General features: G+C 64.8%; 22 protein-coding genes. 8 read left to right on the top strand and 14 right to left on the bottom strand.

Annotated elements, in window-relative coordinates; translation table 11 throughout:
• From EXE42_RS19570 to EXE42_RS00830, 8 genes are all read right to left on the bottom strand, one after another.
• Nucleotides 1–238, bottom strand: a 238-nt coding sequence (locus EXE42_RS19570; protein WP_206750712.1) for a hypothetical protein, incomplete at its 3' end; no start/stop codon positions are given.
• Nucleotides 231–1,430, bottom strand: coding sequence for a signal peptidase I (locus EXE42_RS00800; protein WP_137693444.1), 1,200 nt, complete (start codon nt 1,428–1,430; stop codon nt 231–233). The genes EXE42_RS19570 and EXE42_RS00800, both read right to left, overlap by 8 nt.
• Nucleotides 1,430–2,419 carry a hypothetical protein gene (locus EXE42_RS00805; protein ID WP_137693445.1) on the bottom strand — a complete coding sequence of 330 codons (990 nt, stop codon included), beginning with the start codon at nt 2,417–2,419 and terminating at the stop codon, nt 1,430–1,432. Before EXE42_RS00805 ends, EXE42_RS00800 begins: the two co-directional genes overlap by 1 nt.
• A 137-nt stretch (nt 2,420–2,556) precedes the next feature.
• On the bottom strand, nt 2,557–3,294 hold the full coding sequence (locus EXE42_RS00810) for a hypothetical protein (RefSeq protein WP_137693446.1): 738 nt from the start codon (nt 3,292–3,294) through the stop codon (nt 2,557–2,559).
• Between the two features lie 320 nt (nt 3,295–3,614).
• Complete coding sequence (locus EXE42_RS00815) at nt 3,615–3,941, bottom strand: SipW-dependent-type signal peptide-containing protein (RefSeq protein WP_137693447.1); 327 nt, start codon at nt 3,939–3,941, stop codon at nt 3,615–3,617.
• 98 nt (nt 3,942–4,039) lie between these two features.
• Nucleotides 4,040–5,827, bottom strand: coding sequence for a SipW-dependent-type signal peptide-containing protein (locus EXE42_RS00820; protein WP_137693448.1), 1,788 nt, complete (start codon nt 5,825–5,827; stop codon nt 4,040–4,042).
• A 211-nt stretch (nt 5,828–6,038) separates the two neighbouring features.
• Nucleotides 6,039–8,165: a SipW-dependent-type signal peptide-containing protein gene (locus EXE42_RS20990; RefSeq protein WP_394347987.1), complete on the bottom strand. Its 2,127-nt coding sequence runs from the start codon at nt 8,163–8,165 to the stop codon at nt 6,039–6,041.
• Between the two features lie 135 nt (nt 8,166–8,300).
• Nucleotides 8,301–9,182, bottom strand: coding sequence for a SipW-dependent-type signal peptide-containing protein (locus tag EXE42_RS00830; RefSeq protein ID WP_137693449.1), 882 nt, complete (start codon nt 9,180–9,182; stop codon nt 8,301–8,303).
• Between the two features lie 408 nt (nt 9,183–9,590).
• On the opposite strand from EXE42_RS00830, the gene EXE42_RS00835 reads away from it, so the two are divergent.
• Nucleotides 9,591–10,133, top strand: coding sequence for a hypothetical protein (locus tag EXE42_RS00835; RefSeq protein WP_137693450.1), 543 nt, complete (start codon nt 9,591–9,593; stop codon nt 10,131–10,133).
• Between the two features lie 131 nt (nt 10,134–10,264).
• On the opposite strand, the gene EXE42_RS00840 is transcribed toward EXE42_RS00835, so the two are convergent.
• Entirely contained in the window at nt 10,265–10,837 is a 573-nt protein-coding gene (locus EXE42_RS00840) for a hypothetical protein (protein WP_137693451.1), read from the bottom strand.
• Between the two features lie 670 nt (nt 10,838–11,507).
• On the opposite strand from EXE42_RS00840, the gene EXE42_RS00845 reads away from it, so the two are divergent.
• Nucleotides 11,508–12,356: a hypothetical protein gene (locus EXE42_RS00845; RefSeq protein WP_137693452.1), complete on the top strand. Its 849-nt coding sequence runs from the start codon at nt 11,508–11,510 to the stop codon at nt 12,354–12,356.
• A gap of 157 nt (nt 12,357–12,513) precedes the next feature.
• Nucleotides 12,514–12,882, top strand: coding sequence for a hypothetical protein (locus tag EXE42_RS00850; protein WP_137705720.1), 369 nt, complete (start codon nt 12,514–12,516; stop codon nt 12,880–12,882).
• Nucleotides 12,883–13,361: 479 nt separating this feature from the next.
• On the opposite strand, the gene EXE42_RS00855 is transcribed toward EXE42_RS00850, so the two are convergent.
• Nucleotides 13,362–13,619 (bottom strand): hypothetical protein, encoded by a 258-nt coding sequence (locus EXE42_RS00855; protein ID WP_092919985.1) that lies wholly within the window; start codon nt 13,617–13,619, stop codon nt 13,362–13,364.
• A gap of 117 nt (nt 13,620–13,736) precedes the next feature.
• Here EXE42_RS00855 and EXE42_RS00860 point away from each other — a divergent pair, with 117 nt between their 5' ends.
• The 4 genes from EXE42_RS00860 to EXE42_RS00875 all read left to right on the top strand — a co-directional run bounded on the left by EXE42_RS00860 (nt 13,737) and on the right by EXE42_RS00875 (nt 17,170).
• Nucleotides 13,737–14,585, top strand: a complete 849-nt coding sequence (locus EXE42_RS00860; RefSeq protein ID WP_137705721.1) for an inositol monophosphatase — start codon at nt 13,737–13,739, stop codon at nt 14,583–14,585.
• Nucleotides 14,586–15,048: 463 nt separating this feature from the next.
• Nucleotides 15,049–15,579, top strand: coding sequence for a DUF5817 domain-containing protein (locus EXE42_RS00865; protein ID WP_137705722.1), 531 nt, complete (start codon nt 15,049–15,051; stop codon nt 15,577–15,579).
• A gap of 68 nt (nt 15,580–15,647) precedes the next feature.
• A complete protein-coding gene (locus EXE42_RS00870) occupies nt 15,648–16,661 on the top strand; it encodes a PGF-CTERM sorting domain-containing protein (RefSeq protein ID WP_137705723.1) in 1,014 nt (337 codons plus the stop codon).
• Nucleotides 16,658–17,170 (top strand): hypothetical protein, encoded by a 513-nt coding sequence (locus EXE42_RS00875; protein ID WP_394347988.1) that lies wholly within the window; start codon nt 16,658–16,660, stop codon nt 17,168–17,170. The genes EXE42_RS00870 and EXE42_RS00875 overlap by 4 nt, the downstream gene beginning before the upstream one ends.
• A 27-nt stretch (nt 17,171–17,197) precedes the next feature.
• Here EXE42_RS00875 and EXE42_RS00880 read toward each other — a convergent pair whose 3' ends face one another.
• Complete coding sequence (locus EXE42_RS00880; RefSeq protein WP_092919980.1) at nt 17,198–17,545, bottom strand: hypothetical protein; 348 nt, start codon at nt 17,543–17,545, stop codon at nt 17,198–17,200.
• A gap of 78 nt (nt 17,546–17,623) precedes the next feature.
• The gene (locus EXE42_RS00885) at nt 17,624–18,463 is read right to left on the bottom strand and encodes a cytochrome B (protein ID WP_092919979.1); all 840 of its coding nucleotides are present in this window, start codon (nt 18,461–18,463) and stop codon (nt 17,624–17,626) included.
• A gap of 225 nt (nt 18,464–18,688) precedes the next feature.
• Here EXE42_RS00885 and ppc point away from each other — a divergent pair, with 225 nt between their 5' ends.
• Complete coding sequence (gene ppc / locus EXE42_RS00890) at nt 18,689–21,391, top strand: phosphoenolpyruvate carboxylase (RefSeq protein WP_137705724.1); 2,703 nt, start codon at nt 18,689–18,691, stop codon at nt 21,389–21,391.
• A 307-nt stretch (nt 21,392–21,698) separates the two neighbouring features.
• On the opposite strand, the gene EXE42_RS00895 is transcribed toward ppc, so the two are convergent.
• Nucleotides 21,699–22,154 (bottom strand): 30S ribosomal protein S19e, encoded by a 456-nt coding sequence (locus tag EXE42_RS00895; protein WP_092919977.1) that lies wholly within the window; start codon nt 22,152–22,154, stop codon nt 21,699–21,701.
• A gap of 156 nt (nt 22,155–22,310) precedes the next feature.
• Nucleotides 22,311–23,654, bottom strand: a complete 1,344-nt coding sequence (hmgB, locus tag EXE42_RS00900; protein WP_137705725.1) for a hydroxymethylglutaryl-CoA synthase — start codon at nt 23,652–23,654, stop codon at nt 22,311–22,313.
• Nucleotides 23,655–23,669 lie beyond the last annotated feature (15 nt).

Genomic DNA, 23,669 nt, shown 5'->3' on the forward strand with positions numbered 1-23,669 from the left:
CCGACGTATTGCTCGTCGTTGTGTTACTGGCCGACGTATTGCTCGTCGTTGTGTTACTGGTTGGCGTGTTGGAAATCGATGTCACGGTGGTTCCGTTCGTTTCCGAAGAGTTCTGGACAGACAGCGTGCTCGAGACCGTCTCGCTGTCGGAGAGAACGCCGACCGTTACGCCGCCTGAGGCCGCAGCGGTCACCAGAAAGACCGCTAAAACGACCGAGATGAAGGCGCGTTTACGCATCGCTCTTACCCCCCGAACTATTGGCGTCCGAAGCCGAGTCTCCGTGGTCGCGTTTCGGAGTGGCCGTTTGTTCGTCGCCGTTGGTTCGCCGAGAGACAGCGTCGTCCGCCGCTTCGGAACCGGCCTCAACGTCGGAACTCTCCGAGTACACGGATTCACTTCCGGTGTGGGTGTCGTCAGTCTCGCTCGGAGAGATGACGGGCTGACCCGACTCGGCGTTCGGGTGCGACTCGGAGCCGCGATCTCCCCCGTCAGTCGCGTCGCCGTCACCACCGAACACGTACAGCCCACTGAGCAGAAGGAACGACGCCCCAACGGCGCCGACGACGCCGAGCGCCCACGTTTCGACGGTATCGTAAGCGGTCCAAATACTGTACACCACCCAGACGCTGTACGCCAAAAATGCACCATTCACTCCCAGTCCGAGCTGTAGCTCCGCAGCGGTGAAGCTGATTCCCGTATCGTCAGCATCGGATGCCGCGGCGGTACCGTTGTGCTGTGTCGTCGCTTCCGCCGCCGCCGTATCGCCCGAGATAACTGGTTCCCCTTCGACGGCTGTCGCAGTGCCCGTGGTCTCTGCGTCCGCGGCCGCCTCGGCATCGGCGTTGCCATCGCTTTCCGGGCTCGAACGAGCCGACGCAATGACGTTCCAAATCTCGTTGAGAACGAGCAACGAGACCGGGAGCGCAACGAACAGGACGAACCCGGATTGTGTGCTGGCGAAGTTGATCAGGTATCCGATGAGCGGAATGACTAGGAGGTAGCCGCCGGGCGACAGCACCTTCCCTTGGAGCTGGTCCGGCGTGACGAGCGACCCGTCCGGGTCTTCGTTCGCATCGCCCTGCGTTCGGAACGCCGTGGTCCCGTCCCGTTCGACCACCTCGATCACGCGGTGGGTCGTCGGGGTATCTCCTCCCTGTCCCCCGAAGGTGATGACATCGTTTCGCTCGATCGCCGCGGCCGGAACGCTGTTCACGATGATGACGTCACCGGGACTCATCGCCGGTTCCATGCTCCCCGAGAGGACGACGTAGCTCTGGTCCGCACCGACGACTTGCGGAACCGCGAAAACGACGAACGGAACGACGATGGCAACGAGTATCATCAGCCCAACGATGTTCGCGATCCGTCTCCAAGAGACGTCCGCGAACGGTGAGTCCGTGGTCGTGGATGAGGTGTTTTCGTCGGTCATTAGCTTTCACTGATGAATTCTTTGTTCTCTTCGTCCCAGTCCAGTTTCACCGACGTTTCAATATCTGAGGGACTACCGTCAACCTTCTCAACTAAGTTACACGGGGTACTCGACACGTTGTTGGGCGGGTCGGTATCATAATAATCCGCACCTCCGTCGTTGCCAGACATTACTGTGCCGTCTGTTGTGCTGCTGCTGTCGCTGTAGTTGTATACGGTAAAGTTCTGTCCAGATTTGACAGTGACATAGTCTACGTCCGACTCAGTTTTCCAGTCAACCGAAGTTGGTTCGTCGCCGTCGGTAGCATTTATTTCGGGAATTGGGTCGAGATCGGCGTTATTCTCCGAGCAAAATGCGATCCAGCTGATCGCATTAACCGTCTGTGTGGTTGTTCCGCCACAGGAACCCAGCGATGGAAACGGCGTGCTCGTTCCGGTGTTGTATCGACACTGCTCGGCGTAGAACTCCAGTTCGAAGTCGAAGTCCGCGTCGGTCGCAGACGAGATCACTTCGAGCACGAGATCCACGCTCTCGCCCGGCTCGAAGCACCGTGGGTCGTCGTTGACAGAACGGAGTACTGCTCCCTCGTCCTCGCGTAACTCGTTGATGACGCTTTTTAGCGTCCCGGCGACGATGACGACACTGTCGCCGCCGTCGCGATCGATCCGGAGTTCGACATCGACCTGCTCGGCCTCGTCGATCGGCTCGGGGCAGGTCGCCGGCTGAACCCAGATGTACGACGGGTTGTTGTTGGTGAGATCGGGAACGCTGATCGTACAGTTGAGCCCGTCGGCGCTATCCAAAGAATCGACAGTTACATCTAATTCCACCACGCCCGCGGAACTCGTCGACGCCGTGAGGGCGTTGTTCGTGAACGTCTCCTCGTCGGTGAAAATCGCAGCCGTACCTCTCCCGGTGAGCGCCCCGGCCCCGCCGGTCACGGCGATGCCCGAGAGCACCTGTCGACGGGTCAGGTCCGGCTGTTGCATGTGTTACCCCCCCTGGGAGCCGCGACATCGTGTCCGGTTACGTGTCAATTCTTTATCTGCTACTGACATATAGTTACTGGATGATAGACCGGTGTCAGACGACGCGGGGGTGAAGCGCCGGTCGGGGTGCGGAGCGCTCATGCGCTATCACCCCCGCAACCGATATCGAGTGCGAAGGTGACGGAGTCGGTTTGCGCCTCGTTGATGTGCGCGTCGTTGGCGAACTCCCATCGGAGCGTCACCGACACGGAATCGTCGTCCACGGTAGCGTCGATAGTTCCGAGTTCCTCGTCACTCAGGTCGGCAGCCACGTCGGCGAGCGTCCCCTCGGACAGCGTCGGCTCCGTGATCTGCTGAGTGAGGTCGTCGGCCCCGAGCGCGTCGATTCCCAAGATGCCCGTGTTCTTCCAGACGGTGACCTGGAGGTACTCCTGGAGCTCGCCGACCGTTTCGGTGGTGTCGCCCGCGGCTTCCTCGGGGTCGGTGAGACCGTTTTCGGCACGGTCGGTGAGATCGATTCCGAGCGTCGGCGAGACCGTGTCGCTCGCGTCGGGATTCGTTCGATCCGCCGTGAGACTGAAACTGACCGTCCCCCTGTCGCCCGGGAGTACGTTGTCCAACTGGATGAGCCCGGGCTCGTCGGGCTCGCTTCCGCTTCCGTCCGGCGTCGTGTCCTCGAGCAGGGTCGTCTCCCCGTTCCTGGTGTACGTCTCCCGCCATTCGGCGTCAAGCGTGTACTCGTCACAGCTGTGCGAGGACGCGTACGTGTACCTGATCGGGTCCCCGGCCGCATATCCGAGACCGACGAATGCGGCTATTCCGGTACCCGAGAGCATGCCGATCAGCCGCCGCCGGTTGATGCTGTGGTCTGTCATCTACGGTCCGTGTTCGGCTGTGGTTGCGTGGGTTCGACTGGTCACCTCACCGCCGCTCCGGGACGCACTGCCGTCAGAGTGCGCGCAGGTCGAGGCCCACTCGGGGCTGTCGAACACGTCCACTGGGTCGCCTCGGACGCATTTCGCGTGCGTGTCTCTCACACAATATAATAATTGTTTGGCTGTCAGGTTTCGAATCGTCGCTCGGTGGGTTCCGTCGTCGATGTACACCCTGATGGGACTCCTATGGGGAGATCCGCGAGTGGCGGCGCCCTCTATCATGTGTCGGCGCGGTCGGTGCGAGTTGGTCATGCGTCGGGTCAGTTTCCCGAGACCCACCGGCGGAGTCGAACCGCCGTCGGATCCTCCGGCCGAGCCGGAGACGCCGGACACCTGTGTGGGTGAGAGTCGGAGTCGTATTCGTCGAAATCGACAGCGTCGGCCCACTCGTCGTTGATCGCACCGTCGGGGACGCGCGCGTCGACGGTCATGTCGAGCGTGCCCGCGGTGATCGAGTTGTCTTCGAACGATTCCTCGTCGCTGAAGAGCGCGCTCGTCCCGAGCCCGGCCGCGGCTCCCGCCGCGCCGACCGCTCCCACGCTCCCCAGGATCTTCCGCCGCGATAGTTCCAAGTTATTGTTTGACATGGTCTCTCCCCTCGCTTCCCCATCCGTGGGGAATGCCCACCGCCGGAATCGAACCGGCGAAATGCCAGCGTGGGTTACCGCCGTTAGTTAGGCGTACACTACTGCGGGACGATCGCCTGCTGATATGCTCCGAACGGCCCGTCTGATTCCACCCCAACATCGTATGAGTTGTCGGCGATAAACGTCGCGAGGGGTGCGTTTCCGGTCTGGTCCCCGAGATACAGCGGTGGGACGCCCGGGTTATTGGTGTTGTTGACGCTGTTGTCGATGTTACTGATGCTATTCCCAGTTAGAACCGTCTCTGTAGCGGCCCCTTTTAATTCAACACCAATATTGACGTTATTAATCGTATTGCCGCGGGCCAGATAGTCGGTCCCGTCGGCCTCGACACCGAAGCCAACTCCCAAGTACGGTGTGCTGTCACTGGCGAGGACCGAGCTAATGTCGTTACTGACGATGTCGACGTTCTTCGGGTCAACACTGTGATTATCGGTCCCACGAATCACCACACCGAACGCGTATGAGGACTCCTCTTCTCCCACCTCGGATACGTTGTTGTCTCTTACTGTGGCCCCATCGACGTTGCCTTGGATGCTGATCCCGACGGAACCAGAGCCGCTCGGTCCGTCAATGCGCCGGACAACGTTGTTCGAGACGGTCACGTTCTCGACCGCATCGGCGCTGTTGCCACCGAAAACGTTGATCGCTGAGAGATCCTCGCTGAAGCCACTACTCGTATCGTGCTCGAAGTCTTCGACGATATTATTCGCAATAACGACGTCGTCGGACGAATTGCTGACTCTAACTGCTTCACCAGTGGGATTACTGTCCGCTGGAGGCGGCGAGATTCTGAAACCAGACAGCCTAGTCTCGTTGGCGCTGGCGACTACCTGCGCCTTGATGAACGGGCGCTCGGCGCTCGCTCTTGCCAGCGTCAGCCCCTGAGTGTCAATGTCGAGCGGATTTGTGTACGGATTTCCGTCTCCGAAAGCGCCACCGAAGACGCTGATTATCTCGTCTTGGCTGGCGTTACTGACGATATTCGCGATGTCGTCACCCGGGAATACCGTCGTATCGGCGAACGGGTTCTCCGGTTCCCCGTTGTTCCGGGACTGGAGCGCGGAGAACGTGATGTCGAACTCGACCGCGTCGGACTGAATCTCGTTCCCGACGCTCGTCGGCACCTCCCACTCGATAACGACGCCGGGTCCGTTCTGTGCGCTCTGGTCCGGCGAACTCGGGTAGGGCTGCGTACCGGGTGGATCGGCGGAGAACGGCTTTCCGTCGAGGAGGAAGCCGCTTTCGAGTTCCTTGAGCAGATCGGCGAGCGTGTAATCCGTGGGGTTGTTGAGTTCGCGTTCCCCGCCGTTCGGGTCGATGTACTTCACCGTGACCTGGATCGCCTCGGAGAGTTCGCCGGCTCCTTGGCCGTCATTCGTCCCGTTATCGAGGTTGCCGCCGCCCGAACTGTCGACATCTTCCTCCGGTTCGGTCCGCCCGTTCTCGTAGTCCGTCACCCCGTCGACGCTGCCGACGAACACCCACCCGCTGTTGTCGACGATCTTCGGGTCGAACTCCAGTTCACCGCTGTCACCGGGCTTAACGTCCGCGATCTGGTACTCGCCCGATACCCCGCCCTGGATCGTGCCAGTGTTTGGTGAGCCGTCTTCAGGCGTGCCACCGGTTTCGACCCCGCCCTGGTCGACCGATGTCCTGTAGTCGACGTACAGGTCGAGCTCGCCCGCAGTGATCGAGTTATCATCGAACGACTCCTCGTCGCTGAACAGCGCGCTGGTCCCGACGCCCGCCCCCGCGCCGGCGACACCGACGGCCGCTGTCGCGCCTAGGATCTTCCGCCGCGATAGATTCATGTTATCTTCCGACATGGTGTTGTCTTCGTTCACCCCTGGTGTAGGGGAAACCCACCGGCGGAGTCGAACCGCCGTTCCGCAGCGAACCTGCGCAACGAGCCTCCGGCAGAGCCGGAGACGCCGTTCCGCGGCGCGGCCGCGTCACGGGCCGTCGATGCCGACGGCGCCGTGCTCCGAGTGGGCGAACTGCGCGGGAGGGGACGATTGGCGTGCGATGCTATCCCTGTCAGAATCCGAACGTCTGACCAGGGTCGTCGTTGTTGCGCGCCTGTTCGGTGACGAATCCGAGGTCGAAGCTCGCCGAGTCGCTCTGGATCTCGTTTCCGACGTCCTCCGGCACCCACCAGGCTAGGCCGAAGCAGTGGGTGCTGCTCGCGGGATACGGGTCCTGCGCGTCGGTCACGCGGTCGAAGTCGAGCGCGACCGGACCGTCTTGTGCTGGGTCCAGTTCGGTTGCTAGCTCGTCGAGCGTCCCGCGGAAGATGATCTCCTCGCCGCCGGTCTGGACGTTAGTGTCCGCGAAGACGTCGTCTCCGACGTCTTCCGGAGTGCTCTGTGGGAGGTTGTAGAAGTTCCCGGCACCTTGCCCCGTTGAGATCGCCTGGAGCGTGTTTTCTGCCCTGTCTTCTGCGTCAGGGTCAAGATTGCTTGGATCGTAGCTTACGATCCCCTTAACGGTTATTCCGTTGTCTCCAGAGATGTCAGCGGGGTCTCCGTCTTGATCAGGATTGTCGACTTTGGCGGTTTGCGTCTGTTCTTGCGGAGTACCCGGTGCGAAGGTCTCACCGTCGAGGTCTCGTGCGACAAGCACTGTCTCAGCTCGGGCCGTCCCAAAGGAAGGATCTGTTTCTGGGTTGGGATATTTGATATCAGAGTTGTTCGCACTTCCGTCGAAGAAGTCGGAAACGATGTTATCGCCGCTGCTATCTTGTACCAAGTTGTCATCGGGGTCGATTAGTGCGCCCCGGCCGGTTCCCGCCTGCGAACCGCCGCCACCTGTCCCGTAGCTAGGCGCCCCATCCGACAGCAGTATGATCTCTTTGTTTGGGTCACTCGGTAGGCCAACCCCGTTAGGATCGTTAGCGACCTGGTCGTTGAGGTACTCGCGAGCGACGTCGAGCGCGTGCGGAAGCGGCGAGTTACCACCTACCTCGTCCTCACCAGGAATGATATCTCCGCCAAGTTCGAACCTCGCGTCCCCGTTCGAGTCGACGTAGTCTTCGACCTCAGTGATCGGGGGTCTGTCGGGAGTAGACAGACTCCGCAACGTTGCATCCCGGCCGTCACCCGTGTCGTCAAGCGTGATCACGCCGGCGTAAACCTCGGCGTCCGCGTCGGCGGCCAACCGCTCAACGTACTGGGCTCCAGCATCGAGGATGTCCTGGAGGACAGATTGCTGAGACTGGGAGGTGTCCAAGACGGCCAGCACGACCAATGGTTCCGCCGCACCGTCGATCCTGTTGTTACAATTATTGTCGTACCACAGGGTCGTTTCGACGTTCTCGGCGAGTTCGGGGTCGCCACCTGGCTCGCTCACCGTGCCGTCTTCGTTCGACGACTCCGCTTCGGCCTCCGTGACGCCGTTCTCCGCCTCAGTGAGTCCACCGGGCATCGTCATCCAGAGGTACCCGGGGTTGTCGCAGAGGTGCGTACTGAAGGTGAACTCCCCGAAGTCGCCCGGCTTGACGTCGGTGAGGTTGAGGAGCGGGTTGTACTCCTCGGCGTCGCTGTCGTAGGTGTCGGCGTTGAACGTCCGACCGGGGTTCTGGAAGTTACCGCCCGCGACCCCGTCCTCGTTATACGTCAACAGCCCCGGTTCCGGAACGTCAGAGAGGGCGTTACACGGAGACTCGACGCGGATCCCGTCCTCGTCGACGGTCGTGAACGTCCCTTTGGGGTCCGTAGCGTTGTCGTCCGGGAAGGCCTCGATGACCGTGTTCGCGAAGTAGAGTTCGAGGCTGGACTCACCGGTGCCCGTCGGATCGTCGTTGTTTCGCGCCCAAACGACCGGGTCCCGTCCCTCCGCGTCCGACTCCGGAATCGGCAGGCCGGTGTAGTTGTCTGCGTTGAGCCCGGAAACGTCCGCCGGGTCCTCTCTGATCACGTCGAGTTCGGTCCCGCCTTCGACAGTCGGGTCACCGAAGTCGTCGTAGATCTGTGGGAAGGAGTAGTGTTCCTCCCAGTCTATCTTGAGGTCGAGGCTTCCCGCCGTCAGTTGGTTGTCCTCGAAGCTCTCCGTATCGTTGAACAGGGCGCTCGTCCCGATCCCCGCGCCGGCGCCGGCCGCACCGACCGCGCCCATACCGGCGAGGATCTTGCGCCGCGAGAGTTCTAAGTTGTTGTCGCTTGACATTGTTCGTCCCCTCCTGGGGAAGACCCACCGGCGGAGTCGAACCGCCGTTACGCGGCGTCACCGCGGACCGGGCCGCCTACGAGGCGACCCCGGACACCGTATGGGTCGGGAACTGCTTCGGTTGGTTCGAGTATCTTAGTTCGCGCTACCGTCGACCTCAGAGGCGTTCGCGGGTTCGGAGTTGTTCCGCACCTGCTCGAGGCTCCAAGTGAGGTCGAAAGTGAGACTGTCCCCCTGAACGACGTTTCCAACACTAACCGGTAGTGTGAATTCGACGAGATGGGTCACGCGATTCGTATCGACGTTAGCTTGACTGGTGTCACCGCCGACTCGCGTAGCAGAGTCACCAGCAGCACCGTGGCCGGCAGGAGTGCCTCCGTCCCGTCCCCGGTAGAGCAGTCCGCTCAGGAGGTCGGCCAACAGGATCGAGTTACCGGTGCTGTTGGGGAAGTCACCCGGGAATCCGTCGTCATCTGTGATCGAGACAGAACTACTTGGGGCCCCATTATTCGCATCACCAGATTCGTACCCAAGAGACGTGATTTCGAGGTAGTTGAGGAGTTCACCCTGGGTACCCTGGGTAGCAGTTGAGTTAGTGATGTTGCCGTCCGCACTAGCTTCGGGCTCAGTATTGACGTTGTCCGCGTTTTCAGTCACGTCACCCGTGAGAGCGAGGTAGCCTGGGTTCCCAGTCACCACAGGGTCAACGGCGATGACGAAGCTGTCACCGGGCTTGATGTCCTCGACAGTAATTCCCACTGCCGGTTCTGCTCCGTCCACGGTAGTGTTTTCGATGCTGACCGAACCAGCATTCCCTTCGAAGGTCGTAGCGTCGACGATTTCCGCGTTTACGATCAGGTTCTGCGTTCCCGCTGTGATCGTGTTGTCTTCGAACGATTCGGTATCGCTGAACAGTGCGCTCGTCCCGACTCCAGCGCCGGCGCCGGCGATACCGACCGTGCCGAGTCCGAGGAGCGCCTTCCGCCGGGAGAGGCTGTATTTGCTGTCGTTTGACATGGGTTTGGTGTCCGGCTTCCACCCGTCACGGGCGGGCCGAACGTACGCAGCCCATTGACACCCCAACTTAAAGTTATAAACACCTCAGTTTTGTTGAACATACTGTTCAGCGGTTTCAACCCGCTATTAAAGTTTAAGAATTATGATGGATTTTGGATCAATATCACTCTGTAATCCGTCAACTTGGTCCTGTGATCCGTTAGGCGAGGATTGAAATACGATAACGACCGATTGAGGTGGTCTTTTCGGTACTAGTACCGGGGGCCCCGTAGCTGGGAGACTAACTGCCATCGCGTGTTTTGCTCTCACGTTACTATTGAATTTCTGATATTTGAAAAACTATATGAACCATGTTTACGCTGTTTGTATCAGACACAGCAAACAACGGATCGGGGTGGACTGTCACACATGTTTACGCAGCAACTACGGCGGGACCGCACCGACACGAAGGAGATTCACGACGTCCTCCGAAACGACCGGCGGCGACTGGCGCTCGAGTATCTCAAGCAGCGACTGAGACCGGTCGAGGTCCGCGAGCTGTCCGACCACATCGCCGAACGCGAGGTGGGCGAGTCGCCGCCGCCCCGAGACTGCCGGCAGAGCGTCTACAACACGCTGAGTCAAACCCACCTGCCGAAGCTCGAAGAACTCGGGTTCGTCGACTTCGACAGGGACGAGAAGGTCGTCACCCTCCGCGAGACCGCCCGGGAGGTCGACGTGTACATGAACGTCGTCACGCCGCTGGGCATCACTTGGGATACGTATTACCGGAGCCTCGGTGTACTCGGGCTCATCACCGTGGTGGCGGCTGACACGGACATCGCGTTCTTCGCCGAGGTCGAATCGCTGCTGTTTGCGACCGTGTTCCTGTTCGCGTTCGTTATCTCCATCTCCTACCAGCTGTGGACGCTGCGGTGGTTCTACCTCCAGAAATTCGCGTCTGAAGACTGATCGAGCCACCTCGCGGCGGGCCAGCGTTGCCCCGGTGACGGACATCGGTGCGGCGTACGGTAGTCCGCTCGCCGTCTGCTATCGCTCAGATGCGTCTCGGAGCGGTTGAGTGCGCGGCGCGTTCGAGTCGCCTACTGACCGAGCGTCCCCGAAACGTCCCACTCCTCGTCGTTGTGCCGCTGGTGTCGTCGAGCGATCCGCTCGAAGTACGGTACCATCACGTCGGTCATCTCGTCGAACCGTCGCGTGTCGTGTAGCTCGACGCCGAGCGCGTACTGCGCCGCCTCCGGCCCGTGACCTGACTGACCGCCCCGCGGCTTGTGGGGGTACTCGGGGTCCTGAAGCGCCGCCCGGAGCTCGTACACCTGTGCCTGCTTCATCGGGGTCCAGTAGTCGCCGCCGACCTTGTGGCGCCGCCACGCGACCGTGGACAGCTCGGCGTATTTCGGGTCCATGCCGACGACCGAGGCCCGCCGCCCGAAGGCCTCCCGGACGGGCGACCAGTCGGCGTCGTCGAGGGCGGGCAGATCGAACTCTCCGTCGACGGTACACGCCGACTCGATGCGGTCCTTCTCCCATAAGGCGTCGACGTACGCTTCGCTCGCCTCGCGCACGGCTTCCTCGTCGAGGTGTTTGAACTGAAATGCGTCGGCGACCGCGAACGCTTCTATCGCCAGCTCCCGTTCCCGTTCGTCGTGATACATGAACCCCAGACCCAGATGCTTCGCTGCGTCCTGCGGTCCTCGCTGGTTATGCTCCTGTAACATGGTTTGTGATTCCGATTGTGAGTTAACCGTCATGGGTATGCTAATTTACTCAGTAGCGGCCTCGTTGGTGCCTTAAACCCGAATTCAGCGGTCAAGAATAAAACCGTTTCGTGCGAATTTCTATCGGTGATAATTATCATCGACGATGAGCGGGACCGACGTCGCCGGGCGACCCGGTGGCTCGCGGGGCAGACGGGGGTGAAAGGCACCGAACACGGCGACCATAACGTAACGAGCGGATTAAAATTACTGGAACGAGTCGGAGAGACGTCCGAGTATCTCACGTACGAGGGCAGTACCGGGTATCTTCGCGCGTCGTCCGGTGAAGACGGCACGGGCGAACGCGTCCGTCGCCGTTCGCCTTCGAGGGATGACTCCCAGTCGGACCCCGACGCTCGTCGCTGGACGGCTTCGACCGTGCCGCTCTGGTCGGCGTCGTAAAGGCGACCAGGCCGACCCGTCTCAGCCGGCGCGATGCGATCCCGTGGATGCCGGGTCACTTCTCGTCGTGAGACGGGTTGAAATCGTCTCGGACGGCAATTCGTGTCCGTCGAGGTCGTGTAATCCATCATAAACATTTAATCTGTAGACACGATTTGTTCCGACTATGAGCATTGGCGACGTAGTGAGCCGGGTCCGACAGCCCGAGTACACGGGCGAACAGCGGTGCGTTCCGTGTACGATCGTGAACAGCGCTATCGGTGTCGTCGCCGCCGCAGTGATTGGGGGCGCGGTCGGGACGAGCGCGGGGGCGGTAGTCGGAACGGTCGTCGGAGGTATCGTACTCGGACTGTCGGCCGTGAGCATCGCTCTTCGGGGGTATCTCGTCCCCGGAACGCCGACGCTCACGAAGCGGTATTTCCCCGACTGGCTACTGCGGTGGTTTGACAAGGATCCGCAACCTAGGGGCGCGGTCTCCGCTGACGAGGACCTCGACGTGGAGACCGTCTTGCTGCGTGCGGAGGCGGTGGAACCGTGTGAGGACGTGGACGACCTCTGTCTGACCGACGAGTTCCGGACCGCATGGAGCGATCGGTTGGAGTCCGTTCGGTCGGCGGAGACTTCGCGCGCCGAGTTAGCGGATATTCTCGGTGTGGAGGCCGATATCCTACGCTTCGAGGAGTTCGGCGAGGCGTTCGTGGCGTACGCCGACGAGACGCAGGTCGGACAATGGGAATCTCGGGGGGCGTTCCTCGCGGACGTGGCGGCTGCGACGGAGCTGGGGGATCGGCTCGACGGGTGGCAAACGCTCGGTCTCCGGCAACAGAGCCAGCTCCTGTACGCTCTGCGGCTGTTCCTCGAGGAGTGTCCCGAATGTGCCGGGGCCGTCATGATGGAGGAGGATACCGTCGAGTCTTGCTGCCGGTCGATGGATATCGTCGCCGTCTCCTGTCAGGAGTGTGGAGCGCGGATATTCGAGACGGACCATCCCGGCGACGTCGCTCGGGCCGCCTGATACGGTCTCTCGCTCGCCGATGTGCCACGGAAACGAGAGTGTCTGCTACCGGCCACCGGTGGGTACGACGGAGCCATTTCGGACTCGTCGGGGAATGCGGGCCGGCGGAGCGCGGACGCGGGCAAAAGTGTTTATCCATAGACATCCAAGCCGGGGCATGAGCAGAGCCGTCCCTTTCTCGACCGGTCTCTTGGTGGGAGTGTGCGTGTTCGCGTGGCTGGCCGGCCCGGTTCTGGAGTCTCGGTTCGGCGTAGAGGCGTTGTTAGCCGTTTACGCGTCCGTCTCAGCGGGGACGGCAGTAACGGCGTACGTGTTAGTTCGGCGGATTGATGTCCTGCTTACCGAGCCGTCGGACGCACCCGGTCGCCGAGACCGAACAGGGAACGAACAGGGAACGAACCGTGATAGCGGTGAGAGGGCGTCACAGACGGTGACGGTGAGTCTCGACGAGCTTTCGGACCTCGACGTGGAGCGAGAAGTAAGGCAGTTGAAAGCCCAACGGTCAGAGAGCCTTGACGAAGACTGATCGACCACGTCCGACCCCGAATAGGGAGTGAGTACGTTCGCAGCGACTGCGGCGAATCAATACCAGTTGCCGGGCGGCGACGACCGTCACGGCGACTTCTCGATCAGTTCCCGGAGGGGTAGCTGACTCACGCGGACCACGTAGTCGACACGCGGGCCCCAGAGCGTACTGAGCGCGTTTCCGAACCGTATCGAGGTCGTAATTCCGTCTGTGAGGGAGCAGGTAGATATCAGCGGGCTGTGGCGTGCGGAGTGGTCGGAAACGCCTCGGAACCGACAGAATACGACCAGAGATCACGAGCGCGAGGGAGTACGTAGACGCCGCACCTACTGATTGCGGGAACCGCTGCCGTCTTCGGCAGGGTAGTAACTTGACGGTGGAATCGCAGATACGCTCGCAGTTCGCTCGGCGGTTAATAATTGGCCGTTCGACGGGTGTCTGATGGTCGGACCGTAGGGGAACTGTATGACAGTCTGTTACTACTCCCCGCCGTCGGTGTACGCCCAGTCGTCGAGCACGCGCTCGGCGACCGCGTTCGCCTCCGCCGGAGAGGGGCGGGAGCCGTCGACGACCTCCTGTGAGAGCTCGCCCGCGAGGTCGTACACCGCGGTCCCGTCCGCGCGCTCGGCCACGCGCTCGAAGGTGGGCCGGTAGGCCGCGGCGGCGCGCTGACCGATTTCGTCGAGCGAGACGTCGATGGTGTACTCGAGCTGGCGGACCGCTTCTTCGGGTTCCATACCCGATCCACCGGGGTCGACCCACTTAAAACTACTCGGATTCGAAATCGAGTTAATTTCGACGCGCTCCCCGCGCCGAATCGACGTTTATACGCCGCCGGGCGGTGGACTGGCGCCATGACCGACGCAGACGAGCGCGACGCCGATGACGTGCCCCCCGTCGCGGACCGCGCGGACGACGTCGCCGAGCGCGCCGCGGTCGCGGAGCGCGCGGCGCGGGCCGGCGCCGCGGTCGCGAACGAGGGGTTCCGCAGCGACATCGACGTGGAGACGAAGGGCGAGGACGACGTAGTGACGGAGGCCGACCGCGCCGCCCAGCGCACCGTCATCGAGAAAATCCGCGAGTCGTACCCAGACGACGCGGTCGTCGGCGAGGAGGAGGACGAGCGCAAGACCGTGCCCGACGACGGCGCCGCGTGGGTGATCGACCCCATCGACGGGACGAACAACTACGTCCGCGACGTCCGGATCTGGGCCACCGCGGTCGCGGCCGTCCTCGACGGCGAGCCGGTCGCGGCCGCCATCGTCGCGCCCGCGCTCGGCGACACCTACACCGCCGACGCCACGGGCGCGTACCGCAACAGCGACCCGATCGCGGTGAGCGACGCGAGCGAGCCCCGCGACGCGGCCGTCGACCCGACGATCTGGTGGGCGTACGACGCCCGCGACGAGTACGCTCGCGCCTGCGAGGCGATCGTGGCCCGCTTCGGGGACATGCGCCGGCTCGGCGCCGCGCAGGTGGTGCTGCCGACCGTCGCCGCGGGCGGGTTGGAGGGGACGATCACGAACCTCCGCGCGAACCCCTGGGACACGGTTGCGGGGGTCTTCGTGGTTCGGCGGGCCGGCGGGCGCGTGACGGACTTGGAGGGGAACCGGTGGCGCCACGACTCGAAAGGGCTGGTCGCCTCGAACGGCGCCCTCCACGACGAGGTGCTGGCAGCCGCGAACGAGATCGAATCGGACTGATACGGGGGCCCTGTGGCTGTCGCCAGTCGACACTGGGTCGTCGGTCGGTGAGACGAGGCCAACGATCGCTCGGAGACAACTGCCTCCAAAGCCCCAGCCGCTCGGCGACACTCAGCCGGGCCTCTCGGCGACACTGCCTCCAAAGCCCCAGCCGCGAGGGCTCGATGGGCTCGCTGCGGTCCTCGTCGCTCGCTTCGCTCGCTCCTGCGGTCCTTACGTCGCCCGTCTTCGCCCTCGCGGCTGCCCCTTTGAATCCCGCCCCGCACCGCCCCGCACCTCACGCCTCCCCAGCCTCGTCAGTCGCCGTCGCCTTGCTCCGGCGACTGACTCCCTCGCGCGTGCTCCTCGCGGCCGCCTTCGGCGGCCACTCGGGGGCACGCGCCACGGCAGTGATGGTGTGGTCGACGACGGCGTCGTATTCTGGGACCGAGGGTTCACATTCGGGGCCGGCGAATCCCCTCGTATGTACGCGGTCGTCGGCTGCAACGAGTGCGCCAACATGTGGCTGGTCACGGACCCGGAGACGAGCGAGACGGCGCAGTGCTCACGGTGCGGCAAGACCCACCGGACGGCGAAGCTCAAGCGCTTCTTCGAGTCCGAGGACCGCGCGGCCGCGCAGGAGGCTCGGTCGGCGCTCCTCGCGAAGAAGCGCGGCGACAGCGCCGCCTTCGCCGAGGTCGACCACGTCGCCGACCTCGAAGCCGCGGTCGAGGACGCCGGCATCGACGACCGGAAGTACCTCGAGTCCGCGGGCGTCGACGCCGACGCAGTCGACGAGGCCGGGGACCGGGCCGAGGGCGGCGGGGGCGACTCGCGGAGTCGCACCGAGATCGTCCGCGACGCGGTCGACGCGGTCGACGATCCCACCGAGTCGGCCGTGGTGGAACGCGCCGCGGCCGCCGGCGTCCCCGCCGACGCGGCCCGAGAGATTCTGACTCGCCTCGCGCGCCGAGGGGAAGTCACCGAGTCGAACGGGCGGTATCGGGCCCTCTGATCCGGTTCTGTCCCGTTCGGACCCGGAGCCGGACAAAGCACTTATATCGGGGTTGTGACGGGTCGGACATGGACACCCGCACGGCCCTCCTGACGGCCGCGGTCGCCCTCCTCGTCGCGGGCGCGGTCGGCGCCGTCGCCGCGCCGGACGCCCTCACCGACCCCCGAGAACGGGACGAACCGCCCGGTCAGATAGACATCGCCGGCACGACCGTCGCGCCCGGCGAGGTTGGCGGCGAGACCGCCGAACTCAGGCTCGGCACCGACCTCCGCCACCGCGGTGGGACGGTCGAGAACGTCACCGTCCGCCACCGGGCGATCGGAGCCGAGTCCGGCCTCCTCGTCGACGAGACGACCGTCGAGGTGGGCGACGTCGACTTCGAGGGCGAACGCACCGTCAACGGCACCGTGACCGTCGAGCGCGAGGGGGGCTACCGCATCGAGACGGTGGTCTTCGCGGACGGGCGGCGCCGCGAGCAGCGGACAACCCGTATCGCCGGCGTCGCGGCGCTCACTCCCGACTACGCGGACACGCAGGTCGGTTTCACCGACGGGACCGTCTGGCCGACGGTCGCGGTGAGCGTCGTCGAGGCCGACAACCGGACGGCGACCCTGTCGGTCTCCGTCTCGGTGACGAACCGCGGCGACGAGCCGTCTGACGACGTCGGCCTCCGCCTCTACCTCCGGCAGGCGGAGTCGAACGTGATCGCCGCGGAGGCGACGGAGACGGTCGGCACCGTTCGTCCCGGCCGCACCGACACCGTGACGGCGACCGTCGAGGTCCCTAGCGGGTACAACTACTACGTCGACGCCGCGCTGTTCGACGACGACGTGCTCGTCGACGAGACGCAGGGCGTCGCGAACCTGAATCCGCGAGAGACCATCACCGCGAACCGGACCGTCCGCGACGTGGAGTTCTCCGTCGAGGACTTCGAACAGGGGAGCGACGGCGCCGGCGCCGGCGACGACGCCGGCGCTCCGCAGGACAGGGGCACCAGCGGCGACTCGACGCCCGGCTTCGGCCCCCTCGTCGCGCTCGTCGCGTTCGTCGTCGCGGCGCTGACCGCACGGGGGCGACGATGACGGACGAACCGCCCGCGGACGACACTATCGACCGGTTCGAGACGGACGAACGCGCCACCGACGACCGCACTGCCGGCACGGCCGGCGACCGCGATCCGAACGCCGACCCACCTCAGTCCATGACCGACGACACCGATGCGACCGACCGCACGGGAACCGACTCCGACCGCATAGGGACCGACTCCGACCGCACAGGAACCGACTCCGACCGCACCGACACGAACGAGGCGACGGAACCGGCCGACGAGTCGGGGCTCGACCGCCTCTCGACGGACGACCTCCGCGGGCTGCTCGACCGCGTCGGACTGGCCGCGCTGTCGCTGCTCGCGGTCGTCGCCGGCTGGGGGTTCTACAGCCAGTCCGGAAACGCGATCCGCACCTGGTTCGACCCGGCTTACCAGTCCGTCGCGCTGGCGGTGTTCAACCTCGCCGTCCTGCTCGTCGCGCTGGCGGGCGTGACCCACCAGCTCCGCCGGATCCGCACGACGGAAGCCGGCGGTCGGAAGTAGCGCTCGCGCCGACGCGAACCGCCTCCGCTACTCGTCGGGTATCTGGTCGGTGTTCGCCGGGATCTGTTCCACCTGTCCGGCGAGCGTCGCGGCGTCGCCGGCGACGGTGGAGGGGTCGACGCCGGCCTCGCTCGCGACCAGCCTGACGTGCGCGGCGAGCAGCGCGAGCGCGCGAAGCCCGGCACCGTCCGGATCGTCGCCGTCGGTGCGCTGGGCGAACGTGGTGTCGACCTCGCCGTCGCGGACGACGCCGACGTGGACCGCGTCGACGCCGTCGCCGTCGAGGAGGTCACGGGCGCGGGAGAGTTCCGTCTGGAAGTCGTCTCCGGCGGGGTCGTCTCCGGCGGAGTCGTCGGAAGCGGGGTCGTCACTCATACCGTCGTCTCGGGCGAGCGGCGTGAAAAGCGCGGCGGCGGAAGGGGAACCCCGAGACGGGAAACCGGGCAACAGTCGTTACTCTTCGGGCCGGGGCCGTGCGATGAACAGCGCCTCTTCGATGGTGAACGGGTTGTAGGTCGACTGGTGGCAGACGCAGTACGTCCCGTCGGCGGCGCCGTAGCGGGCGGACTCCTCTAACACCTTGTAGCCCGGGATGCAACAGAAGTGCGTACAGACGTTGAGGTACGCCATGAACCCCTGATCGGTCGACGCCTGGAGCCACTCGTTGTTCTGGGCCGCCTCCTCGATCTGCGGCGAGCGGATGACGATCACGTTGAGGTTGGTCTCGGCGTCCTCGGAGCGCCACGTGACCTCCGCCGGCTTGCCGACGCCCTCGCTGCCGATCCCGTTGCCCCACTCGGTGTAGTTGGCGAAGTCGTCGACGTGGATCCGGTCGCCGCCGGAGTACGTCTCCGACTGCCAGTCGTACGGCGGGGCGCTCGCGGAACGGAACAGGTTATCCGACTCGAAGTTCGGCTGGATATTCTCCTGTGACTCGACGCCGCAGTACTGGTACCACGCGCCGGAGTAGGTCACCCCGCCGAGCTGCTGTTGGGCGACCTCGATCTCCTGTCCCTCCTGAGTGATAGTCTTCGTCTCGGGCCAGATCCCCTGAATGTACCCGTCGTCGGTGACGCGGACCGGTACCTGCGGGAGTCCTCGGGGGGCCGGACCGCCGGTGTGCTCGATGGTCTTCGCGATAGTCGACCCGCCGCCGACGCCGCCGGCGGTCGTCAGGGTGTTCACGGTCGCCGACCCCATCGCACCGACCCCTGCGAGGGCCGCGCCGCCGACGACGCCCTTCACGAAGCGTCGCCGTCCGGATTCTGACGGATACTTGTCGGACGCGCTCATACCCCGCTCTCGGGGAGGACCGGTAAAAAGGGTGACGAACCCTCCACCGCCGCGAGAATCGGCTCTCCGCGACGGCTCGCTGCGGGTCGGTGGTTCACCGCGGCGCGGACGCATCGGTTCCGGCGGCGGTCGAACAGGAACGTTCGTGTATGTATTGACTCGGAACCGAGGCAAACATTCGTTCAGACGGCGGTTTTAACCGATCCCGACCGCAGTATGTGTGGTATGAAGTTGCACAATCGGGACGTGCGGACGGACGTTCGGGAACTCGGGGCGCTGGTGGGAGACGTCCTCGCCGCGCAGGCCTCGACCGAGGCGTACGAGACCGTCGAGACGCTCCGAAACGCGGCGATCGACTACCGACGGGGAGACGCGTCGAACCGCGACGCCCTCCACGAAGTCGTCGACGGCCTGTCGACGACCCGCGAGGAGGTGGTCGCGCGGGCGTTCACGACCTACTTCGAGCTTATCAACCTCGCCGAGGAGCGCGAGCGGGTCCGCGCGGTCCGAAACGCCGACGACGGGAGCGCCCTCCACGACTCGTTCGACGCGACGATCGCCGAGTTCGCCGAGGAAGGCGTCGACGCCGCCGAGCTGGAGGAGCTGCTCGCCGACGTGCTCATCGAGCCGACGTTCACCGCCCACCCGACCGAGGCCCGTCGCTCGACGGTGAAGTCCAAGCTCCGCTCCATCGCGAACCACTTGGAGGAGCTCGACGAGCGCAACCTCACCGACCGGGAGCGGCGCGCCGTCTGGCGAGACGTCACCGCCGAGGTGACCAGCCTGTGGGGCACCCGACAGGTCCGCCAGCGATCGCCCGAGCCGGAAGACGAGGCGCGAAACGTTCAGTGGTACCTCGAGAACACGCTGTTCGACGTGGTCGGAGACGCCTACGAGGAGTTCGAGGAGACCATCTCGAAGGAGTACGACGACGTCGACTGCCCGAAGCTCTTCGAGTTCCGCTCGTGGGCGGGGTCCGACCGCGACGGCAACCCGTTCGTCACCCCCGAGGTGACAGACGAGACGCTCGAACGCCAGCGCGAGGTCGCCGTCGAGAAGTACCGGGAGCGGTGTAAGCGGCTCTCGGCCGTCCTGAGCCAGGACGGCGACCGGTACGCGAAGGGCGACGCGCTGGCGCGGTCCCTCGCGGCCGACGCCGAGCGGTTCCCGGCGGTCGTCGAGGAGGCGCGCGAGCGCTACCCCGACGAGCCGTACCGCCAGAAGCTCCGCCTGATGCGCGAGCGGCTCGACCGCGTCAACGACGTGCGGCCGGGCGAGTACCCCGACGGCGACGCCTTCCTCGACGACCTCGACGTCATCGCCGAGTCGCTGCGCGAGGACGGCCAGGAGTCGGTGCTGGAGTCGTCGATCGAGCCGTTCCGCCGGCAGGTGGACACGTTCGGTCTCACGCTGGCGTCGCTCGACCTGCGCGACCACCGCGAGAACCACACCGAGGCCGTCGCGGAGGCGGTCGGCGTCGAGGGCGTCGACTACCGCGAGATGGACGAGCCCGAGCGCGTCGACTTCCTCACCGAGGCGATCCTTCAGGAGGATCCGGTCGTCGACCTCGACGAACCCGGCGACGTCTCGGAGACGACCGAGCGCGTCCTCCGGCGGTTCGCGTCGTTCGCGGAGTGGCAAGAGGAGTACGGCCAGCAGGCGATAGACACCTACTGTATCTCGATGACCGAAGAGCCCAGCCACGTGCTCGAGGTGCTCTTCCTGGCCGACCAGGTCGGCGTCGTCTCCTTGCCCGATCACTGCGCGGTCGACGTGGTCCCCCTGCTCGAGACCGAGTCGGCGCTCAACGGCGCCGAGCGCATCCTCGGCACGCTCTTCGAGAACGAGGCGTACGCGGCCGCGCTCGAAGCCCGCGGCGAGGTTCAGGAGGTCATGCTCGGCTACTCCGACTCCAACAAGGAGAACGGGTTCCTCGCCGCGAACTGGGACCTCTACGAGAACCAGCGCCGGATCGCGCGGTTCTGCCGCGAGGAGGAGGTCACACTCCGGCTGTTCCACGGCCGCGGCGGCTCCATCTCGCGCGGCGGCGGCCCGATGAACGAGGCGCTGCTCGCGCTCCCGAACGAGACGGTCACCGGGCAGGTGAAGTTCACCGAACAGGGCGAGGCGATCGCCGAGAAGTACGCCAACCCCCGTATCGCCGAGCGCGAGCTCGAACAGATGCTCGACGCGCAGATCCGCGCCCGGAAGGAGGCGAACGAGGAGCCGGTCGAGGACGTGCCCGACCGCTGGGTGGAGGCGATGGAGATCATGGCGCCCGCCGCGCGGGAGACGTATCGCAGTCTCCTGGACACCGACGGGTTCGTCTCCTACTTCGAGCAGGCGACGCCGATCAGCGTCGTCGAGGACCTCAACCTCGGCTCGCGGCCCGCCTCGCGCTCGGGCGAGCGTAGCGTCGAGGACCTACGGGCGATCCCGTGGGTGTTCTCGTGGACCCAGACCCGGCTCATTCTCCCCGGCTGGTACGCGGTCGCCTCCGGCATCGACGCGTACCTCGACGAGGTCGGCGAGGAGGCTGGAATGGAGACCCTCCGCGAGATGTTCGACGAGTGGCCGTTCTTCCGGACCACCCTCGACAACGCCTCGCTGGCGCTCGCGCGCACCGAGCCGGAGATCGCCGCCGAGTACGCCGACCTGGCCGACGAGGACCTCCGCGAGCGCTTCTTCCCCGAGCTCGTCGACGAGTACGAGCGCGGGCGCGAGCTGGTCTTGGAGATCAGCGGCCGCGACCAGCTGCTCCGCCGCGAGTGGCTCGAAGAGAGCCTCGACCGCCGGAACCCCTACGTCGACCCGCTGAACCTGCTCCAAGCGAACCTGCTCGGGCGCACTCACCGCACCGACGAGGAGGAACGCACCCTGCGGCTCACCGTCAACGGCATCGCCGCCGGGATGAAGAACACCGGATAGCGCGACCGCGCCGGTCGAACCGAGCGGACACCGCCCGCGATCCCCTTTTCGCTTCGTCGACGTCCGACGCGGTAGCCTCACCTCTCGCTCACCGATCGCGCGAACCGACGGCACGGCGTTCGCACGAACGGGCAGGGTGCGGTGCCGGGCCAATTCTATATAGCGGAAAACGGTATAATCTGAACGATCGGCGGAGACCACTGAGCGACGGGGGAAAAACGACGAAACGTCACGGATCGGGCGTCTCGGCGGCGCTGGGCGGTGCCGAGGCTATCGAACTTCGACGAAAACGAACAGAAGAAACGGTCTACGCGTAGCGCTCGAGTTCCGGCCGGTCGAGGTCTTCGAAGACCTCGGTCGCGACCTCCGAGAGGAACGCCTCGCCCTCGTCGGAGACGCGACGCCCCTCGCCGGAGGCGGTCGTGACGAGCCCCTCCTCTTCGAGCGCCTGAAGCGCCGAGCGGATGAGCTTGCGGGAGCCCCCCTCGTGTTCGCCGGGGCGGACGGAGTAGCGGTTCGATCCGCGCTTCTTCGAGCCGTACTCGGTCGCGAGCCGCTCGATGCCGACCGGCTCGTTCTGAGCGACCTTCCGCAGGAGGCTCGCCGAGCGGACGTACCAGAAGTCGTCCTGCTCCGGCGGGAGTTCCTTGCCGGCGCCGCTCTTGGTGAACTCGACCCAATCGGGCTCGTCGATCCGGTCCTCGAGTCGCGCGGCGACGGCCTCGATGAGGTCGTCGGCCGGCACGTCGTAGACGGTTACCATTGAGGTGATTTTCAGCCTAACGTCGTTTAAACCCATCGTATTCGAGAAGCGTCGTGTGACCCGTTTTCACGGGAAAGCGGACCCACAGAACGGAACTACGGGACTCGATCCCGCCGTCGACTCTCGCCGCGCGCTCGACGTACCTCGCCGCGCGCCCTACTCGACGTACTCGTACTGCCGCTCGTTCATCCGGCCCCAGCCGGTGAAGACGAACTCGCCGTCGGGCTGGGTGAACTCCTCTATCTCGCGTTCGACGTCCATGTCGTACTCGTGGACGTCGTGAACGTCCTCGTACTCGTCCCAGGTCAGATCGTAGCGAGCGTCGAGCTGGTCGTCGACGTCGAGCCCCTCGATCTCCGCGCGCCAGCCCTCGCGGATCGTCTCGGCGTGGATCTCGGCCTGCGCGCCGGAGCCGTAGGAGGCGACGAGCAGGGTGTCCCCGACGAACTCGCGGTCGCGGGTCAGGGCGTCTCGCAGGGCGCTCACGCGGGCGATGTGGACGGAACTAGTGTACCAGTTACCGACCTCGCGGGAGAGTTCGAGCGTCGGCTCGACCGCGGTGTCGTACCACGTCCGGTACTGCTCGGTGGTCTTCAGGTCGTCCATGTACCCGCGGATCGCCTCCTCGTACGCCTCGCGGTCGTCGTACTCGTTCTCGCGGGGCTGGCGACCGATCTCGTCGGCCAGCGCGTCCTCGTGAGCGGTGTCGCGGATGACGTGGCGGTACGCCAGAAGCGCCGCCTTCCGGACCATCCCCGGGAACGGCGTGTGGAACGGGGCGTAGGTGAAGTCCTCTAGTTCGATGTCGTCCGTGACGGACTCGTAGTCCTCCAGGGCCTCGCGCATCCGAGAGAGGTACACCTGGACCGAGCGCTTCCCGTCGACGCTGGGGAACTGCTGGTTCGGCTTGAGGAAGTCCGTCTCGTCTTTCGACCCGTACCCCTGATCGGTCGAGAGTTCGACGATAGACGGATCCTCGTCGATCAGCATCGCGACGGCGCCGGCGCCCTGCGTCGCCTCGCCGGGGTCGCCCCGGGCGTAGAGGGCGGTGTCCGTCGTGATCACGATCGCGGGACGGTCTCGGTTCCGCCCCGCCCGGATCCAGTTGTACGCGTCGTCGATGGCCTGCGTGCCGGCGAGGCAGGCGAACTTGCGCTCGCCCTTGTTGGCGTGGGTGAAGTCGCCGTCGTACACCTGTTCGAGGCAGCCAGCGATGTACGTCGACACCGGCTTCGAGTGGTCGAACGCCGACTCGGTGGCGACGTCGATACGGCCGACGTCGGAGGGTTCGAGCCCCTTGCGGTCCATCAGTCGCTTCGCGGCGTTCGCGCCCATCGTGACGATGTCCTCGTACACGTCCGGGAACGAGGAGTTGGTGAGCCCGAGCCCCTTCGTGTACTTCTCCGGGTCGTCGCCCTTCTCCGGCGCGAACGTGCCCGGCAGGTCGAGCTTGAGCTTCCCGGTCCAGATCTCGATGCCGTCGATCCCGACTGCGGTCATACGCGGTCGTTCATA

It is taken from the genome of Halorubrum sp. SP3 (assembly GCF_005435195.1).
Classification (GTDB): Archaea; Halobacteriota; Halobacteria; order Halobacteriales; family Haloferacaceae; genus Halorubrum; species Halorubrum sodomense.

What these genes read in the sequence shown, in the direction of transcription:
- EXE42_RS00880 (WP_092919980.1), bottom strand. Translation starts at nt 17,545, where the DNA reads ATGAGTGACGACCCCGCTTCCGACGACTCCGCCGGAGACGACCCCGCC.
- EXE42_RS00810 (WP_137693446.1), bottom strand. Translation starts at nt 3,294, where the DNA reads ATGACAGACCACAGCATCAACCGGCGGCGGCTGATCGGCATGCTCTCG.
- EXE42_RS00815 (WP_137693447.1), bottom strand. Translation starts at nt 3,941, where the DNA reads ATGTCAAACAATAACTTGGAACTATCGCGGCGGAAGATCCTGGGGAGC.
- EXE42_RS00870 (WP_137705723.1), top strand. Translation starts at nt 15,648, where the DNA reads ATGGACACCCGCACGGCCCTCCTGACGGCCGCGGTCGCCCTCCTCGTC.
- ppc (WP_137705724.1), top strand. Translation starts at nt 18,689, where the DNA reads ATGAAGTTGCACAATCGGGACGTGCGGACGGACGTTCGGGAACTCGGG.
- EXE42_RS00850 (WP_137705720.1), top strand. Translation starts at nt 12,514, where the DNA reads ATGAGCAGAGCCGTCCCTTTCTCGACCGGTCTCTTGGTGGGAGTGTGC.
- EXE42_RS00835 (WP_137693450.1), top strand. Translation starts at nt 9,591, where the DNA reads ATGTTTACGCAGCAACTACGGCGGGACCGCACCGACACGAAGGAGATT.
- EXE42_RS00805 (WP_137693445.1), bottom strand. Translation starts at nt 2,419, where the DNA reads ATGCAACAGCCGGACCTGACCCGTCGACAGGTGCTCTCGGGCATCGCC.
- EXE42_RS00895 (WP_092919977.1), bottom strand. Translation starts at nt 22,154, where the DNA reads ATGGTAACCGTCTACGACGTGCCGGCCGACGACCTCATCGAGGCCGTC.
- EXE42_RS20990 (WP_394347987.1), bottom strand. Translation starts at nt 8,165, where the DNA reads ATGTCAAGCGACAACAACTTAGAACTCTCGCGGCGCAAGATCCTCGCC.
- EXE42_RS00860 (WP_137705721.1), top strand. Translation starts at nt 13,737, where the DNA reads ATGACCGACGCAGACGAGCGCGACGCCGATGACGTGCCCCCCGTCGCG.
- hmgB (WP_137705725.1), bottom strand. Translation starts at nt 23,654, where the DNA reads ATGACCGCAGTCGGGATCGACGGCATCGAGATCTGGACCGGGAAGCTC.
- EXE42_RS00845 (WP_137693452.1), top strand. Translation starts at nt 11,508, where the DNA reads ATGAGCATTGGCGACGTAGTGAGCCGGGTCCGACAGCCCGAGTACACG.
- EXE42_RS00875 (WP_394347988.1), top strand. Translation starts at nt 16,658, where the DNA reads ATGACGGACGAACCGCCCGCGGACGACACTATCGACCGGTTCGAGACG.
- EXE42_RS00820 (WP_137693448.1), bottom strand. Translation starts at nt 5,827, where the DNA reads ATGTCGGAAGATAACATGAATCTATCGCGGCGGAAGATCCTAGGCGCG.
- EXE42_RS00830 (WP_137693449.1), bottom strand. Translation starts at nt 9,182, where the DNA reads ATGTCAAACGACAGCAAATACAGCCTCTCCCGGCGGAAGGCGCTCCTC.
- EXE42_RS00800 (WP_137693444.1), bottom strand. Translation starts at nt 1,430, where the DNA reads ATGACCGACGAAAACACCTCATCCACGACCACGGACTCACCGTTCGCG.
- EXE42_RS00855 (WP_092919985.1), bottom strand. Translation starts at nt 13,619, where the DNA reads ATGGAACCCGAAGAAGCGGTCCGCCAGCTCGAGTACACCATCGACGTC.
- EXE42_RS00840 (WP_137693451.1), bottom strand. Translation starts at nt 10,837, where the DNA reads ATGTATCACGACGAACGGGAACGGGAGCTGGCGATAGAAGCGTTCGCG.
- EXE42_RS00865 (WP_137705722.1), top strand. Translation starts at nt 15,049, where the DNA reads ATGTACGCGGTCGTCGGCTGCAACGAGTGCGCCAACATGTGGCTGGTC.
- EXE42_RS00885 (WP_092919979.1), bottom strand. Translation starts at nt 18,463, where the DNA reads ATGAGCGCGTCCGACAAGTATCCGTCAGAATCCGGACGGCGACGCTTC.